Raw genomic sequence first — 16,361 nt, 5'->3', positions numbered from 1 at the left:
CGTCAGCGCCGCCACCACGCCGACAGCAGGCTCATCGCGCCGACGCCGCCGCTGATCCACGCCCACAGCGACACCCCGCCCAACTGCGGCCCACCGGCGTCGAGCGCATACAGCAGCGTGCCGACGGTGAGCAGTCCCACGCCGGTGATCGCGGTGACGACGCGCCGCTGCATGCGCAGCAGGATCGCGTTGAGTTCGAACAGGTCGCGCGAGCGCATCGACAGTTCGTGGCGGCCCTCGACCTGCTGGCGCAGCCAGCCGTGCACCAGGCGCGGCATGTCCGGCGCATGGGTCATGATTTCCGGCAGTCGCTTGCGCAGCTCGTGCAGCGCGCGCTGCGGGCTGTAGCGCTCCAGCAGGATGCGCTCGAGCACCGGCCGCGCCACCGCCCAGATGTCCAGTTCCGGATCGAGCTGGCGGCCCACGCCTTCGATGTTGAGCAGGGTCTTCTGCAGCAGGATCAGCTGCGGCTGCAGGGTCAGCTGGTAGCGCTGGGCCACGCGGAACAGCTTGATCAGCACCTCGGCCAGCGAGATCTGCGACAGCGGCCGGGTGAAGTACGGCTCGCACACCGAGCGCGCAGCCGCCTCCAGCTCGTCGATGCGCACGTTGGACGGCATCCAGCCCGCCTCCACGTGCAACTCTGCCATGCGCCGGTAATCCTTGTTGAAGATGGCCATGAAGTTCTCGGCCAGGTAGTACTGATCTTCCTGCGAGAGCTGGCCCATGATGCCGAAGTCCAGCGCGATGAAGCGCGGATTGATGCGCCGCGCCGGGTCGCTGTCGACCCAGATGTTGCCGGCGTGCGCGTCGGCGTGGAAGAAGTTGTCGCGGAACACCTGGGTGTAGAACACGCGCACGCCCTTGGCCGCCAGCGCCTTGCGGTCGATGCCGGCGGCGTCGAGCGAGGCGATGTCGTCGGAGGGGATGCCGCGCACCCGCTCCAGGGTCAGCGCGCGCTCGGCGGTGTGGGTCCAGATCACCTCCGGCACGTACAGGTCGTCCGAGTGCAGCCAGAAGCGGCGCAGCACGCTGGCGTTGGCGCCTTCGCGCTGCAGGTCCAGTTCCGCGGCCAGGGTGGTCTCGATCTCGGCCACCACCTCGCGCGGGCGGATCTTGTCGGCGCGCGGATGGGTGCGTTCGACCAGCGCGGCGGCCGATTTCAGCAATGCGATGTCGGCGTCGATCTGCCGCTCGATGTCCGGGCGCAGCACCTTGACCACCACTTCGCGGCCGTCATGCAGCGTCGCCGCGTGCACCTGCGCGATCGAGGCCGAGGCCAGCGGCTCGGTATCGAAGCTGGCGAAGGCCGCCGCGATCGGCCGCCCCAACGCCTGCTCGACGATGCGCCGCGCGGCCTCGCCATCGAATGGGCGCACCCGGTCCTGCAGCAGGGTCAGCTCCTCGGCCACGTCCGGCGGCATCAGGTCGCGGCGGGTGGACAGAATCTGCCCGAACTTGACGAAGATCGGCCCCAGGTCCTGCAGCGCCAGGCGCAGCCGCGCGCCGCGCGACTGCGCGGCGATATCGGGGCTGGCGCGCGGCACGAACGGCTTGGCCAGGCGCAGCCAGCGCTCGGCCGGGGTGCCGTCGAGCAGATCGTCCAGGCGATAGCGCAGGATCACCCGGCCGATGCGGCTGGCACGGAACATCGCCTTCATGCGCCGCGCCCCGGCTGCAAGCGCGTCACCCGCGCAGCCAACCGCTCGACGTCGTCGCGGATCGCGTCCACGTCGTCGTAGAACGCCTCCAGCTCGGCGCGCGCGACCACGTCGCGCGATTCCTCGGTGACGAATTCGGCCGCGCTCTGCGCCAGGTCCTGCGCGCTGCGCTGCGCTTGCTGCAGCGCCGACCGCGCCGCATTGGCGAACTGCACGCCGAGCACATCGCCGAACACCTGGGTGAACGGCCGCTGCCAGTCCGGATCGAAGCGCGCCGCCAACTGCTGCAGACGCCGCGCCAGTTCGGCATCGCCGGACACGCGCACCCGCCCGCCGGGCGTGGCGCCGCGCCGCGCCTGGGCCAGGAACGGCAATTGCGCGAACAGCCCGCCCAGGGTGCTGCGCACCGCCAGGTCAGGCTCCTGCGCCGCATCCACCGGCCCGACCTGCAGGCGCGTGCCGTCCACGCGGATCTGCAAGGCCAGCGCCGGCGCCTCCAGGGTCAGCGCCACGCGCTGGCCGTCCAGGCCGCGCAAGGCGTCGCGGGTGTCGGGATCCAGCGCCAGCGCGCGGTTGAGCGCCGCTTCCAGCGCACGGCCGGCCAGGGGCTTGAGGGCATCGAGGGGAGAGGGCGACATGGGCGCATTCTACAAGGCTGCGGCACGGCGCCATGCGACGGATCCGCGGACTGGGCCGCGCTGGGGAAAAGCGGCATGCTAGGCGCCCCACCGTCACGCCAGGAGGGCGAGGACAGGCATGCGCAAGATCCGCGTCGGTATCATCTTCGGCGGCAAGTCGGCCGAACACGAGGTGTCCCTGCAATCGGCGCGCAACATCGTCGATGCGCTCGACCCGGACCGGTTCGACGCCACCCTGATCGGCATCGACAAGCAGGGCCACTGGCACGCCAGCGACCGCGACGGCTTCCTGCTGCACGCTGACGACCCGGCGCGGATCGCGTTGCATCCCAGCGGCCGCGGCGTGGCCGTGATCCCCGGCGATGCGTCGCAGCCGCTGCGCGCGCTGCAGCCGGCGCAGGCGCTGGAACGACTCGACGTGGCGTTCCCGATCGTGCACGGCACGCTCGGCGAGGACGGCTCGCTGCAGGGCCTGCTGCGCATGGCCGGGCTGCCGTTCGTCGGCTCCGGCGTGCTGGGCTCGGCGCTGGCGATGGACAAGGACGTGGCCAAGCGCCTGTTGCGCGACGCCGGGCTGGAGGTCGCGCCGTTCGCCTGCATCCGCCGCGCCGATGCGGCGCAGGCCGATTTCGCCGTTTTGGCGAAGCAGCTCGGGTTGCCGCTGTTCGTCAAGCCGGCCAACCAGGGCTCCTCGGTGGGCGTGAGCAAGGTGCACGACGCGGCCGGCTTCGATGCCGCGCTGAGGTTGGCCCTGGCGTACGACCACAAGGCCCTGGTGGAATCGGCGATCGAAGGACGCGAGATCGAATGCGCGGTGCTCGGCAACGACACACCGCAGGCCAGCGTGTGCGGCGAGGTGGTGGTGCACGACGCCTTCTATTCCTACGAGACCAAGTACATCAGCGAGAGCGGCGCCGAGGTGGTGGTGCCCGCGGCGATCGACGGCGCCACCCAGGAGCGCATCCGCGCGGTCGCCTTGCGCGCCTATCGGGTATTGGAATGCGCCGGCCTGGCGCGGGTGGACGTGTTCCTGTGCGCGGACGGCCGCATCGTGATCAACGAACTCAACACCCTGCCCGGCTTCACCCGCATCAGCATGTATCCGAAGCTGTGGCAGGCCAGCGGGCTGAGTTATCGCGCACTGATCACGCGCCTGGTCGAACTGGCCCTGGAACGTCATGCGCAGGATGCGGCGCTGCGCAGCGCGGTGGCGCTGTCGGCGCCGGGCGAGTAACGCCCGCGTCCGGCGCCGGCTCCTCACGGAACGCGCGAAAGCGAACGGCCCACGGCCCCGGAAAACACCGGGGCCGCGGGCCGTTCGGGATGCAGCGCGGGCGGTGAACTACACCTTGCCGCGACGGAACATCGAGATCACCGCGAGGATCAGGAACACCACGAACAGGATCCAGGCGATGTTGGTCGCCGCACCGGCGATGCCGCTGAAACCCAGCACGGCGGCGATGATGGCGATGACGAAGAAGATGATGGCGTAATGCAGCATGGCAAGGTCCGAAAGTTGTCGTGCCGAATCGGCGCGCAGCCATCTTCGGAAACCGCGGGTCGTCAGGAAGTGACGGCAGTGTCGCGGCCCCATGATGACGCCAGCCGCTGCAAGCCCTGCGCGATCGAGACCTGCGGCACGTAACCGAAGTCGCGGCGCGCCGGTTCCATGCTGTACCAGTGCGGCGTGCACAGTTGCTCGGCCAGGAAGCGGGTCAGCGGCGGTTCGCCGCGCAGGCGCAGCAGCGGCCACAGCGTCTCGCAGGTCGCGCCGATGCGATAGGCGGCCTTGAACGACAGGTGCTTGGTCACCGGCGGCGCGCCGACCGCGGCCAGCAGCCGGTTCAGCAGGTCGCGCATCGGCAGCGGCTCGCCGTTGGAAATGAAGTACGCCTTGCCGGCGCAGGCCGCGCCGACATGCAGATGCTCGAACGCATCGAAGTGCGCCTGCGCGGCGTTGTCGATGAAGGTGGAATCCACCAGGTTGTCGCCGCTGCCGACCAGGCGCACGCGCCCGGCCCGCGCGCGCGCGACCAGCTTGGGCAGGATCTGGTTGTCGCCCGGCCCCCAGATCAGCCGCGGCCGCAGCGCCACCACGGCCAGCTGCGCGTCGTTGGCGGCCAGCACCGCGCGCTCGGCGATGGCCTTGGTCGCCGCGTACGGCGCCTGGAAGTTCTCGCCATACGGCACCTGCTCGGCGCCCAGGCCTTCGACCGGATGGGTGGCGCGGTGGGTCACGCTCGGCGTGGAGGTGTAGACCAGGCGACCGACCCCATGCGCGCGGCAGGCGGCGAGCACGTTCTCGGTGCCCACCACGTTGGGCTGGTAGTAGCTGTCGTAGCTGCCCCAGGCGCCGGCCTTGGCCGCGTTGTGGAACACCGCCCCGGCCCCCGCCACGGCGTGGTACAGCGCCTGCGCATCGGTCAGGTCGCCGCGCACCTGGGCCACGCCCAGCGCCTGCAGTTCGGGATAGTGGCCGCGGTTGTAGCTGAGCACCTCGTGCCCGCGCGCGACCAGCCCGCGGCACAGCGCCTGGCCAAGGAACCCACCACCGCCCGTCACCACTATCTTCATCGCGCCGCACCGATCGCACTGGGGCGCACACGATAGCCGGGGCCGCGCGCGAACGCGATCCGGGCGCGCGCGCGGCGTGCCGAAGCGCGGCGCAAGCCCTTGATCCGATGCGACTTCATCATTCTTCATCGTTCCATCAGGCACTTCAGGCGCGATGCTGGCGCTGTAGGCGGACCATCCCGATCCGGAGTCCGACCATGCCCCGCGTCCCGTCCCTGCTGTGCCCCCTGCTGGCCTTCCTCGTGGCGATTGGTCACGCCGCTGCCGCCGTCCCACCCGGCATCAACGCCGACGCGCCGCCGGCGCTGGACGACGGCTGGCCGACCGCCGGCGCCAGGGCCACAGGCTGGAACATCGCCGTGCTGGAGGCCCTGGCGCGGGCCATCGCCGAGGGCAAGGCGCCGGGCACCAGCAGCGTGCTGGTCGCGCGCGACGGCGCGCTGGTCTACGAACGCTATTTCGGCGGCGCCGACCGGCAGACCCTGCACGACACCCGCTCGGCGACCAAGAGCATCACCGCGCTGCTGGTCGGCGCGGCGATCGACCGCGGCCGCCTGCCCGGCACGCAGGCCAGGGTCTACAAATACTTCGGCGACCGCCATTGGCAACAGCCGGATCCGCGCAAGCGCGCGCTCACCGTCGAGGACCTGCTGACGATGAGTTCGCAACTGGAATGCGACGACGACAACGCCTTCTCCAGCGGCAACGAGGAACGCATGTACGTCAGCGCCGACTGGACCCAGTTCGCGCTGGACCTGCCGATCAAGGGCTACGCGCCGTGGATGCGCCGCCCCGAGGACAGCCCGTACGGCCGCGCTTTTTCCTACTGCACCGCCGGCAGCTTCCTGCTCGGCGCGCTGCTGGAGAAAGCCACCGGGCAGCGCCTGGAAGACTTCGCTGCGCAGGCGCTGGAGCGGCCGCTCGGTATCACCGACGTCCACTGGGGCCGCTCCGCCGAGGGCGTGGGCATGGGCGGCGGCGGCACCCGCTACCGCAGCCGCGACCTGGCCAAGTTCGGCCAGTTGCTGCTGGACCAGGGCCGCTGGCATGGGCAGCAGGTATTGCCGGCGGATTGGGTGCGGGCGATGACCACGGTGCACGCGCAAGCGCGCGAGGACGCGGACTACGGCTATCTGCTGTGGCGCTTCCGGTTCCCGGTGCGCGGCGTGGAACGGGGGGTGTGGGCGATGTCCGGCAACGGCGGCAACTACGTGTTCGTGCTGCCCGAGGAACGCCTGGTGGTGGTGATCACCCGCAGCGCGTACAACACGCCGAAGATGCATCCGCAGTCGCAGGCGCTGCTCGCCGACTACGTGCTCAAGGCGCTGCCGTAGCCGCGCCGGCTTCCTTCGGCAACAGGCCGGCGCGGCGCACCTGCGCGCGTTCGCCGGCGATGGCGGCGGCGTTGCGTGCCAACACGGCGGCGAAGCCGGGCTGCGCGCGCAGCGGCGCCAACAGCGGCGATACCCGCAGGTAGCCGGCATCGCGGTAGCCGGCCGCCTGCGCAAGGCGCACCGCCTCCACCGCCGCGGCCGGGTCGCCGGCCAGTTGCAGCGACAGCGCCGCGTCCAGCCCATCCATCGGATCGGCGCCGCGCGCGAGGCCGCGCAGCAGGTCCTGCGCCCGCGCGCGCAGCGCCGCCGGCGCCGGCCGCGGTTGCGCGTCCAGCGTCCATGCCACGGTCTGCGCCAGACTGCTGTGCGGGCGCAGCCGCAGCGCCTGCAGGCTTGCCTGCCGCGCACGCGCCGGATCGTCCTGCGCCAGCGCCAGTTCCGCCTGCAGCAGCCACAGGCCGGCGTAGTCGGTGCCGCGCCGCAACGCCTCGTCCAGCGCCGCCTGCGCCTCGGCGATGCGGCCGTGCGCGAACAGGAAGCTGGGCCAGGCCAGGTTGGAGAAGGCGCTGTCCGGATACAGCTGGAAGCTGTCGCGATAGCGCGCCTCGGCGGCGCTGACGTAGCCAAGCAGGTCGAGATTGCTGGCGACCTGGATCGGCAGGAAGCGCACCCGTGCCGGATCGCGCACCTGCAGGTTGGCGGCCAGCGCCCGCGCCAGCTGGCCCTTGCGCTCGTAGAGATAGGCGGCCGAACCGCGCACCGCATCGGCCCGCGGATCCAGTTGCAACGCGTGCTCGTAGGCGACCAGCGCCGACGCATAGTCGCCGCGGCAATCGTGCGCGTAACCGAGCGCGGCATGCGCGGCCGCCAGCCGCGGCTGCGCCGCGAGCACTTGCGTGGCCAGGCGCTGCCCAAGCACTGCGTCCCGCACGTCGGCGCCGTACTGGCAGACCCGTGCGCTGTAGGCGCGACTGAGGCCAAGCAGCGTGCGCGCCTCGTCCGGCGCCTGCTGCAGGCGCTGCCGGTACAGTGCGATCGCGCGTTCGTTGTCGTCGCGCTGGCCGATGCTGGCGTAGTACTCGGCGCGTTGCAGCAGCGGCGGGGTCGAGGCTGTGTGCGACGGCGCATGCCATGCCCACGCCAGCGCGCAGAGCGCCCCGACCCCGATGACGACGCCGGCGGCGATCGCCGCGCCGCGCCACGGCCGCCTCGGCGGGGGCACCGGCGGCTCTGCGTCGTCCTCGTCGTCCTCGTCGTGCACCGGCGCGCACAACTGATAGCCCTGGCCGCGGACCGAGCGCACATAGCGCGGCTGCCGCGAGGTATCGCCCAGCGCCTGGCGCAGCAGGCGCACGCGCTGGGTCACGGTTTCCTCGTTGACCAGCGCCGGCGCCCACACCTGCGCGATCAGTTCGTCGAAGTCGACCACGCGCTGCCCCTGCCGCAGCAGGTAGTGCAGCAGGCGAAAACTCAAACCGCCCAGTTCCAGCGCGACACCGTCGCGCTCGACCCGCTGCCGCTGCACGTCGATGCGCAGATCGTCCAGCCGGTAGCGCCCGCGCATCGCGATCGCCTCAGCGCACCTGGTCCCTGGCCCACAGCGCCAGCTTCTCGCGGCCGATCTTGGCGTTGTGGCGGATATCCACCGGGAACCCGGGATGGCGCAGGAAATCGGCGATGGCCGCGGTGTGCGCGTGGGCCTGCGCCAGCGCGCGCAGCTCGGCCAGTGCCGTCGCCGGCGGCGCCGTGCCCGGCTGCAGTTCGTAGCACAGCACCGGCCGCTGCGCGCCCGCCGCGCCGACCCCGACCAGCGCGCTGCGGCGCAACCACGGGAGGGTGTTGAAGATCGGCTCGACCTGCTCGGTGTACAGCGGCCCGTGCGCGGTTTCCACGCGCTGGGTCTTGCGCCCGCAGAACCACAGCCGGCCCTGTGCGTCGAAGTAGCCGACGTCGCCCATGCGGTGCACGATGCGCTCGCTGCCGTCGTCCAGGCGCTCGCGGATCTTGGCGATGCGGGTGGCGGCGTCGCGGTTGAAATAGCTGTCGGTGGTGGTCGGCCCGACCACGGTGATCTCGCCGACCGTGCCCGCCGGCAGTTCGCGCACACCCGACCAGTCGGGGATCGCCGCGTCGTCGATGGCGATGATCCGCACCACGTTCGGCGCCACCACCGCGCCGACGCAGGTGCCGGCGCCGGCTTCGGTCGCCGCGCGCGTGCCCTGCAGTTCGCGCCCCTCGATCGCCGCCACCGGCAGGCACTCGGTGGCGCCGTAGGGCGTCCACAACTTGCCGTCCTCCGGCAGCAGGCTGCAGATCCTGGCCACGATCTCCGGCGGCACCGGCGCGCCGGCCGAGGTCGCGCAGCGCACGTTCGGCAACGGCCGCCCGTAGTCGGCCAGCACCCGCATCAGCGCCGGCGAGCCGAACAGCTGGGTCACGCCGAAGCGGTCGATCGCGTCGTGCAGCTTGCCCGGATCGGCGTTGGCCGGACGGGTCGGATCCATCTCCGGGATCACCGAGGTCAGCCCCAGCGCCGGATCGAACAGCGCGAACGGCGGGAAGGTCGGCAGGTCGATGCCGCCGGGCTGCATGTCGAACGCGTTGCGCATCAGCTCGATCTGGCCGACGAAGTGGCGATGGCGGTAGACCACGCCCTTGGGCACGCCGGTGGAGCCGCTGGTGAACAGGATCGCGGCGACATCGTCGGCCGCGGTCGCCGCCAGTTGGCTGCCGGCGCCGTGGCCAGCACGCTCGATCCGCTCCAGCGTGGTGCCGCCCCAGGCCCAGCGCCGGCCCACGGTGACGATCCGTTTCGCCGAGCGCGCCCAGCCGAGCAGGCGCCGCGCCAGCTGCGCCAGCGGAATGCCGATGAAGGCTTCCGGCTGCGCCTCGTCCAGGCATTGCTTGAGCGCGCGCTTGTCGATGCCCGGGTCCACCAGCACCGGCACCGCGCCGGCCTTGAACAGCGCGAACATCAGCAGGAAGAACTCCGGCGATGGACGCACCATCACCACCGTGCGCGTGCCGCGGCCGATGCCGTAGCCGCCGAGCCCGGCGGCGATCGCGTCGCTGCGCGCGTCCAGTTGCGCGTAGCTCAAGGTCACGTCGTAGGCGGCAAAGCCGTGGGCGCCACGGCGGCCCGGACAGCGGATGGCGATCTGGTCGGGGCGCTCGCGCGCCAGCCGCGGCAGCGTCGCGGCGATGTTGCAGGAGGTGGGCGTGGTCATCGCCGGATTATCGCCGATGCGCCAGCGCCTGCCGGGGCCGGCCTGCGTTCGGCGCGACCGGCGCCCTGGCGGCGCCACGTCGCCTCGCGACCGCGCACCTGAACGGGCGCGCGCTTGCGGCGCGGCGCGGTTCGGTCAGAATGCCGCGCCCCCACCGCTCTTTCGCCGCGCAAGGCCCGGCTGCCATGGCACATCCCTGCCTCACCTGCGGCGCCTGCTGCGCCTACTTCCGCGTCAGTTTCCACTGGAGCGAGGCCGATCCCGCACTGGGCGGCAGGGTGCCGTTCGAGCTCACCGAACCCTTGCGCACCCACGAGCGAGTGATGCGCGGTACTTCGCAGGCGCAGCCGCGCTGCGTGGCGCTGGACGCGGACATCGGCCGCTACAGCCGCTGCACCATCCACGACCGGCGTCCGTCGGTGTGCGCCGCGGTGCCGGCCTCGCTGGAATTCGGCGAGCGCAGCGCGCAGTGCGACAAGTCGCGGCTGGCGCATGGGCTGCATGCGCTGACCGAAAGCGATTGGGCCGGCGTCGGCGACGCCGAACGCAATCCGCTGCCGGACGAAGCCTGAGCCGTCGCACGCCGCGGCCGCGCGGCGGCCACACGCCTGCGCCTAGAGCGGATGCGCGTCCAGGAAGCGGCGGATCGCCGGCACCAGCACCTCGTGCTTGTCTTCGAGCACGTAGTGGTTGGCATCCTCGAACGCCATCACCTCGGCCTGCGGCAACGCCTGGCGGAAGCCCGCGAGGAAGTGGTGGTCGAAGCAGATGTCGCGCAGCCCCCAGCCGATGAACGCGGGGCGGTCGGCGAACGACGGTAGCGCCTGCGCCGAGCGCTCCAGCAGCGACCAGGCCTTGTCGGCCGGCGACAGCGGGATGTCCTGCATGAAGCGGATCGTGGAGATGCGGTTGGCCCAGCTATCGTAGGGCGCGACGTAGGCGCGGCGCACGTCGGCGGGCATGCGCCGCGACACGCCCAGCCACGACGCCCCGGAAGAAAACGCGTTGAAGGTGCGGATGAACCACTCGCCCGGACCCCAGTGCCGGCCCATCGCGATCTGCCACGGCATCGGCTTGGCCGCCGGCAACGGGAACGCGGCGGTGTTGGTGATCACCAGCCGCTTGACCTGCGCGTGGTGCGACAGCGCCCACCCGAAGCCGATCATGCCGCCCCAGTCGTGCACCACCAGCGTCACCGGCCCATCGATGCCCAGGTGCCGCAGCAACGCATCGAGATCGTCCACGCGCGACTGCAGCGTGTAGTCGTAGCCCGGCTGCGCGCCCGGCGCGTCGTCCGGCTTGTCCGACAGGCCCATGCCGATGTGATCGGGCACGATGCAGCGGTAGCGGTCCGCCAGGCCGCTCACCAGATGCCGCCACAGGTAACTCCACGACGGATTGCCGTGCAGCATCACCACCACCTCGCCGTCGCGCGGGCCTTCGTCGAGGTAGGACATGTTCACCCCCGGGCGGACCTGGAAGCGCTGCGGGGTGAAGGGGTAGCCGGGGTAGTTCATGTAAATCGCATCCGATCCAAATCGAAGGAACCTGCACTCTGCAGGCGTCCGCCCAGCTCCCGCAGGTAGAAGAAGTCGCGCTCGCCGCGCTTACGCCCGACCATGAACACTGGACCATAGTCCCGGTGCACAGCCAGACTTTTGTCCACTTCTGTTGGAGCACCCCACAGGTGTTCACCTTTCAATTCCAATAACGCGATCCCCGGAGCTGCGCGCTGTGCCAGACAGACCACGAAATCCGGGTAGAAGCCATTTCCCTCGTCCCAGCGGTACAGGCCGACACCCGTTTTGGGGAGATTGCGGTGCCACCATTTCACTTGGTCGCTGCTATCCAACCGCTCCGCGATGGCCAATTCGTCTTGATTCAGGCCAGCAGGATAGACGCCATAGAGTGCACGATCTGCGCGACGAAGCGGTTGAGCACTAACCAACTCGGCGAGCAGCGGCACATCCACGTCCATGACCTGGCTCATGCGCAGGCGCTTGAAGGCATCGCGCAACAGCCCCGGGCGCCGAACCAGCAAAAGGTCCAATTGCCGCATCTGCAGCTCTTCGCTGTCGGGGATCTCGGAACCAGACGCTTCAATGGCACGAATGAATCTGTCCAGCAGTCGGATAGACAACTCACGATCATTGGCGTCCACCAAGCGCAGACGAATCTGCTCTGCCTTGTCGGCTACCGCTTCGGGCGACAGCGTGGCCCATAGGTCGGTGCCGTCGTCGGCCACCCTGTCGCCCGCAAACAAGTCGGTGTCACGACGTTGCACCTGCACTCGCCCGCGCAGGCGGTCGGCCAATACCTCTGCCGAGAAATCGACGTACGCAACCAATTGGGCCTCGAAATCTACCGCGACCGGAGGCAATTGTTCCCCGCGCAAGCGATCTGGAGCATCGGCACGACGCGGATATCGATACATGCTGTCCTGGGCAAGGACAAACGCGTCTGCCACGGGTGTGGCCCGTGCGGGCCAGGCCCCTTCGCCACCGAACAACTCCAGCGCCGCCTGGGCAGCCCCCGTCATTCCGGCAAACGGCGTGCCGGCCAGCATGTCCACCACCTCGCCCGCGGTTGCCGCCTGATCGACCGCGGCACTTGCCGCGTCACCCTTCACCACCTGCACGCCGGCACTCGACACCAGCAAGCTCAGCGGTTCGCCGCTGCGCACCACCTGCAAGGCTGCACCATCGCCGATCATGGTGACCACTGTCTGCGTCCCCAGTTCGGGAGCTTGCGTGGTAAGCGTATTGATCTGCGCGCCAGCCTCCAGCAGACCTTCCTGCGACTCGGAATTGGCAAGGAAGACATACCCATGCTCCAGCAACGGAGGCAAATCCGTCCGCACCTGCAACAGCGCATGCCGGCGCACGATACGGCCGATCACCTGCACGCCGAACGCCACATCGCGCGCACCGCGTAGTGCGGCCAGGGTGAATGCACGGGGCGCATCGAAACCCAAGGCCACCGCCATCTTGAAGATCAGCACTTCCACGGTCGGATCCTGTGCCAAGGACAACAGGTCCGGATCCGGCTCGTCGGCCGTATGGAGGCGTACCGCCGTCGCGTCGAATCCGAGTTGCTCGACCAGATAGGCCCGTGCCGCCTCCTGCGCCGCCTTGCCGTCGGGCACCTGCACCAACATCAACGGCGTCAGCGCCACGCCGGCCTCGGCCAAGCTGCTGAGGATGGCGCGGTGGGTCTGTGCGCATTCGCGCAGGGCAAGATGCTCGAAGTCCACCAGTTGGGCGGTATCGCCATCGCGAGCGATGAAACGCACCATGCGCACTCCGCGCTTGAGCAGACCGGCATCAACCGCGTCGCCACGGCTGACCGAGGCCCAATCCGCCGACTCGCCGACGAAGTAGCCGGTGGCCCGCGCGAACGCAGCCATGTCGGCGTCGCGCGGCGTGGCGGTCATCAACAGGGCGTAATCGGGCTTGAGCACATCGCAGAAGAACGTCCGTGCCTGCGCCGCGCGCTGGAAGCCATGGTGCGCTTCATCCACCACACAGCCAATACGCAATCCCGCATCCCGTGCCAGGGCAATTACCTCGTCGATCGACAGACCCTCGTCGCCACGCTGGCGAGCGCGGCGGCTCTCGGCGTTGCGCGCCGCCAACGAGGCCCAGGTGACCACGAACACGCCGCCGCCAAGCACAGCATCCAACTGACGGTCCACCTCCAGGTCGAACAATGCCAACTGCGGAGCCTGCTTGACCAATGCATCGCGCGATTGCTCCACCAGGCCGGTGAACGGAGCGAACCAGAACCACAGCACCTTCTCTTCGGTCGAGACGCGGCGCAGGACCTCGATTGCCATGCGGGTCTTGCCGGCACCGGTCGGCGCCTGCAGCACGATCACCGCATCCTTGCGCCGCGCCTCGTCAATGCGCTCCGGTGCGGCGGCGGCGATCTGCCGGTACAGCGCGCGCACCTGGCCGAACTGGGCGACGATGCCGTCGCAGAGCAGACACTGGAAATCTTTCAGAGGCATGGGCATGTCAACGTCCGAAGCGTTCGCGCAGGTGTTGCGGCAGGGGAAGCAGCGCCAGCTCGGCTGCGGCGTCGCCCAGTAAGCCGGCCAGCCGCTGCGGCGACCAGGTATAAACCGCGTGGGGCATGGCGACACGTGTCTGCAACCAATCGCGCAGGCGCTGCACGTGCGCGGCATGGAAGTCCGCCAGATAGGCCAGCTCGCCGTCGCCGGCAAAACCGTCACCCGTCCAGGGCGACAGCGGCAATCCGTGCAGCAGCTGCAACGCGCTCCAGACCTCGGCGTGGTCCAGCTTCAGCGCCATACGGTGCTTGGGAATGCGCTTGGCGCGCAGGTATGCGAAGCCACCGCCCAGGCCAGTCACTTCCTGCCCCTTAGCGCTGGTATAGCCACTGAGCACTCGACGCACGCGCTGCGCGCAGACATCGCGACACAGATTCTTATCCGGCGCGTCTTCCGTGGCTTCGGTGCTGCTGACCATGATGAATTTACGCTGGCCGCCGTCTTCAGCGTTGAGCTTGGTAACGGCATGGGCTGTCGTACCAGAGCCAGCGAAAAAATCTAACACGGTGATTGCATCGTCATCTATTATCGAAAGAAGATATTGAATCAGAGTGACAGGCTTCGGATATGTGAATTGGATACCCATGTCCGCAAGAACGGAACTATCGAACTGCGTGTTCCCCATATTGCGCAAAACAGAAACAACATGAGAAGCACTACGGACTTTGACGTTCTCAATTGCCCCAGTCGCAGTTAACTCAAAACGAGTCTCTTGACCCTTAGAGTCTTTGACACTCCTGAATCCGTTCGCGATGAATTCTTGACAAAGCCCCTTGTTGGCCCACCCGCTTTTCATTACAGCTTCTGATTGGGTACATCCATTTAGCACACGGATGTCTGTTTTGATCTTTGGCCAACGTCCGTCATTACGAGCCTCTATTACGCCCTCCTCAAAATTGGCCGGAAAACCCTTTGGAAGCAAAATTTCCGAAACAGGGTTTTTGGGCCCATTCTTAACGATTGTATTTCTAATTTCCGAGCGGAAGAGCTTACTCGTATCTGGAACATTAGGATCAACGACAGCCGGCATTTTGAAAAGATCGGAATCCTTCGCATAAGCCAATACATACTCATGTGCAATCTTGATCTTGGCTTGGTTGTCGAAATTCCCATCGGTCTGCCAAGTAAAACAAGCCAGCCTCTCATTCGCTCCAAACACCCGATCCATCAACATCCCCAAGCGGAACAACTCGTTGTCGTCGATGCTGACGAAGATCACCCCGTCGTCGGCCAGCAGCTCTTTGGCCAGCTGTAAACGCCGGTACATGAATTCCAACCACAGCGAATGCCGGAACCGGTGGGTCTTGTCGACGAAACGATCGTTGTAGACGAAATCCTTGTTGCCCGTGTTGTACGGCGGATCGATGTAGATGCAACGGATCGCGCCCTTGTGGGTCATGCGCAGGGCACGCAAGGCGTCGTAGTTGTCGCCCTCGATGATCAGGTTTTCCCACGGCGCAGCGCCATGGCTGAGGTCGGCGTCCAGCGACAGCGCCACGAAATCGTCGTTGAGCGCCTGGTCAACCTCGATCTCATCGCGTTCCCACACCAGCCCCAACTGGCGCTCGGCATCGCGCCGCTGCAGCAGACCGATCAAGGTCTGGCGGTCGAGCTGGTCGTACTTGTTGGTCATGTGCTCGATTCCATGTTCCGCACGGGCCTACGGTATGCAGGCAGTCGATTGTCGTCGCTGGACAGCAGCCGTAGAAATGTCGGGTGCAGGAACAGCTTCTCCTTGCCCATGCGTTGCTCCTGCAGAACGCCGATCTCCACCAACTCCTTCAAGTGGCGGGCTCCGGTCTGCCGGGTCACGCTCACCAAGTCCACGACGTTTTGGATACGGCAGTAGGGCTGGTTGAATATCACCTCCAATAGCTCTCGACTGTAGGCTTTTGGCGCATGACTGCGGATGTAGTCGCGGGCTTGTGCCTCTAGTCCGCGGATCGCTTGGATCTTGGCCGTGGTCCACACCGCCGTTTCGGCCACGGCACTGAGCATGTACTGGATCCACTCGACCCAGCGACCGTGCAGCGTCACCTCCAGCAGCAGGCGGTAGTAGTCGCTGCGGTGCCGGATGATGTAGCGCGACAGATACAGCACCGGCAGGTCGAGCAAGCCCTGCTCGATGAGCATCAGCAAGTTGAGCACGCGTCCGGTGCGGCCGTTGCCATCGGTAAAAGGATGGATGGCCTCGAACTGATAGTGCGCGACCGCCATGCGGATCAATGGATCGATGTCGGTGTATTCATGGATGAAGCGTTCCCAGTTGGCCAGCTTGTCGCGCAGCAGCGTTTCACCCAGCGGCGGGGTGTAGATGATCTGCTGGCTCTGGTCGTTGGCCAACGCCGTGCCCGGGACGCGGCGGATCTGCATCTGCACCGCCTTGATGCGGCTGCAGACGACGACCGCCGTATCCGTGCACAGCGGGCGCTGCCGCAACGACTGGAAACCTTCGTAGAGCGCACTGCGGTAGCGCAAGGCTTCCTTGGTGGCAGGCTTTTGCGCCTTGTCCTGATCGTCGGCAAAACGAAACAGCTCGTCTGTCGTTGTGACGATGTTTTCGATCTCCGAACTTGCCTGTGCCTCAAGGATCGGAATCGTGTTGATCAACACCGTGGGATTCGGCAGCAGCGCTGTGGCTTGTTTCAGTTCGGCCAAAGCCGTACGCGCTCCGATGCAGGCCTTGAGCAGCGCCCGCGTCTCGATATCCCCCGCCGGAGGCAGCAACGGGAGATCGTTGTAGGGGATCTCGGCCTTGAACCGTGAGGCGTCTTCCATGGCTGCGTCACTCATGTTCGAAGAACGAACATGATGCAAAAACGCGTACTAAAAATCCAATTTATTTAACACGTCCT

13 protein-coding genes are annotated in these 16,361 nt (G+C 67.9%); 3 read left to right on the top strand and 10 right to left on the bottom strand.

What is annotated here, in order from left to right:
• Positions 1-2: 2 nt before the first annotated feature.
• The gene (ubiB, locus tag AB3X07_RS01575; protein WP_369942146.1) at positions 3-1,661 is read right to left on the bottom strand and encodes a ubiquinone biosynthesis regulatory protein kinase UbiB; all 1,659 of its coding nucleotides are present in this window, start codon (positions 1,659-1,661) and stop codon (positions 3-5) included.
• Positions 1,658-2,299: a ubiquinone biosynthesis accessory factor UbiJ gene (locus AB3X07_RS01570; RefSeq protein ID WP_369942144.1), complete on the bottom strand. Its 642-nt coding sequence runs from the start codon at positions 2,297-2,299 to the stop codon at positions 1,658-1,660. Before AB3X07_RS01570 ends, ubiB begins: the two co-directional genes overlap by 4 nt.
• Positions 2,300-2,417: 118 nt before the next feature.
• Between AB3X07_RS01570 and ddlA the strand changes: the two genes are divergently transcribed.
• Positions 2,418-3,533 carry a D-alanine--D-alanine ligase gene (ddlA, locus tag AB3X07_RS01565; protein WP_369942142.1) on the top strand — a complete coding sequence of 372 codons (1,116 nt, stop codon included), beginning with the start codon at positions 2,418-2,420 and terminating at the stop codon, positions 3,531-3,533.
• 108 nt (positions 3,534-3,641) lie between these two features.
• Here the strand turns inward: ddlA and AB3X07_RS01560 are convergent, their stop codons facing one another.
• The gene (locus AB3X07_RS01560) at positions 3,642-3,800 is read right to left on the bottom strand and encodes a DUF1328 domain-containing protein (RefSeq protein ID WP_003468167.1); all 159 of its coding nucleotides are present in this window, start codon (positions 3,798-3,800) and stop codon (positions 3,642-3,644) included.
• Between the two features lie 62 nt (positions 3,801-3,862).
• Complete coding sequence (gene oleD / locus AB3X07_RS01555; RefSeq protein ID WP_369942140.1) at positions 3,863-4,873, bottom strand: 2-alkyl-3-oxoalkanoate reductase; 1,011 nt, start codon at positions 4,871-4,873, stop codon at positions 3,863-3,865.
• Positions 4,874-5,070: 197 nt separating this feature from the next.
• On the opposite strand from oleD, the gene AB3X07_RS01550 reads away from it, so the two are divergent.
• Entirely contained in the window at positions 5,071-6,207 is a 1,137-nt protein-coding gene (locus AB3X07_RS01550; RefSeq protein WP_369942138.1) for a serine hydrolase domain-containing protein, read from the top strand.
• Here AB3X07_RS01550 and AB3X07_RS01545 read toward each other — a convergent pair.
• On the bottom strand, positions 6,191-7,771 hold the full coding sequence (locus AB3X07_RS01545; RefSeq protein WP_369942136.1) for a winged helix-turn-helix domain-containing protein: 1,581 nt from the start codon (positions 7,769-7,771) through the stop codon (positions 6,191-6,193). The two genes, AB3X07_RS01550 and AB3X07_RS01545, sit on opposite strands and share 17 nt — an antisense overlap.
• 10 nt (positions 7,772-7,781) lie before the next feature.
• Positions 7,782-9,434 carry an olefin beta-lactone synthetase gene (gene oleC, locus AB3X07_RS01540; RefSeq protein ID WP_369942134.1) on the bottom strand — a complete coding sequence of 551 codons (1,653 nt, stop codon included), beginning with the start codon at positions 9,432-9,434 and terminating at the stop codon, positions 7,782-7,784.
• Between the two features lie 185 nt (positions 9,435-9,619).
• Here oleC and AB3X07_RS01535 point away from each other — a divergent pair, with 185 nt between their 5' ends.
• Positions 9,620-10,006 (top strand): YkgJ family cysteine cluster protein, encoded by a 387-nt coding sequence (locus AB3X07_RS01535; protein ID WP_369942132.1) that lies wholly within the window; start codon positions 9,620-9,622, stop codon positions 10,004-10,006.
• Positions 10,007-10,048: 42 nt separating this feature from the next.
• Here AB3X07_RS01535 and AB3X07_RS01530 read toward each other — a convergent pair whose 3' ends face one another.
• The 4 genes from AB3X07_RS01530 to fic are packed head-to-tail and all read right to left on the bottom strand — an operon-like array spanning position 10,049 to position 16,299.
• Positions 10,049-10,951: an alpha/beta fold hydrolase gene (locus AB3X07_RS01530; protein WP_369942130.1), complete on the bottom strand. Its 903-nt coding sequence runs from the start codon at positions 10,949-10,951 to the stop codon at positions 10,049-10,051.
• On the bottom strand, positions 10,948-13,449 hold the full coding sequence (locus tag AB3X07_RS01525) for a DEAD/DEAH box helicase (RefSeq protein ID WP_369942128.1): 2,502 nt from the start codon (positions 13,447-13,449) through the stop codon (positions 10,948-10,950). Before AB3X07_RS01525 ends, AB3X07_RS01530 begins: the two co-directional genes overlap by 4 nt.
• A 1-nt stretch (position 13,450) precedes the next feature.
• Positions 13,451-15,139, bottom strand: a complete 1,689-nt coding sequence (locus AB3X07_RS01520) for a site-specific DNA-methyltransferase (protein WP_369942126.1) — start codon at positions 15,137-15,139, stop codon at positions 13,451-13,453.
• Positions 15,136-16,299, bottom strand: coding sequence for a protein adenylyltransferase Fic (gene fic / locus AB3X07_RS01515; protein WP_369942124.1), 1,164 nt, complete (start codon positions 16,297-16,299; stop codon positions 15,136-15,138). Before fic ends, AB3X07_RS01520 begins: the two co-directional genes overlap by 4 nt.
• Between the last annotated feature and the right edge of the window lie 62 nt (positions 16,300-16,361).

Origin of the sequence: Xanthomonas sp. DAR 35659 (assembly GCF_041242975.1) — a bacterium.
Classification (GTDB): Bacteria; Pseudomonadota; Gammaproteobacteria; order Xanthomonadales; family Xanthomonadaceae; genus Xanthomonas_A; species Xanthomonas_A medicagonis.
The sequence above is the reverse complement of the archived record's forward strand: the minus strand, read 5'-3'. Positions and strand labels throughout refer to the sequence as shown.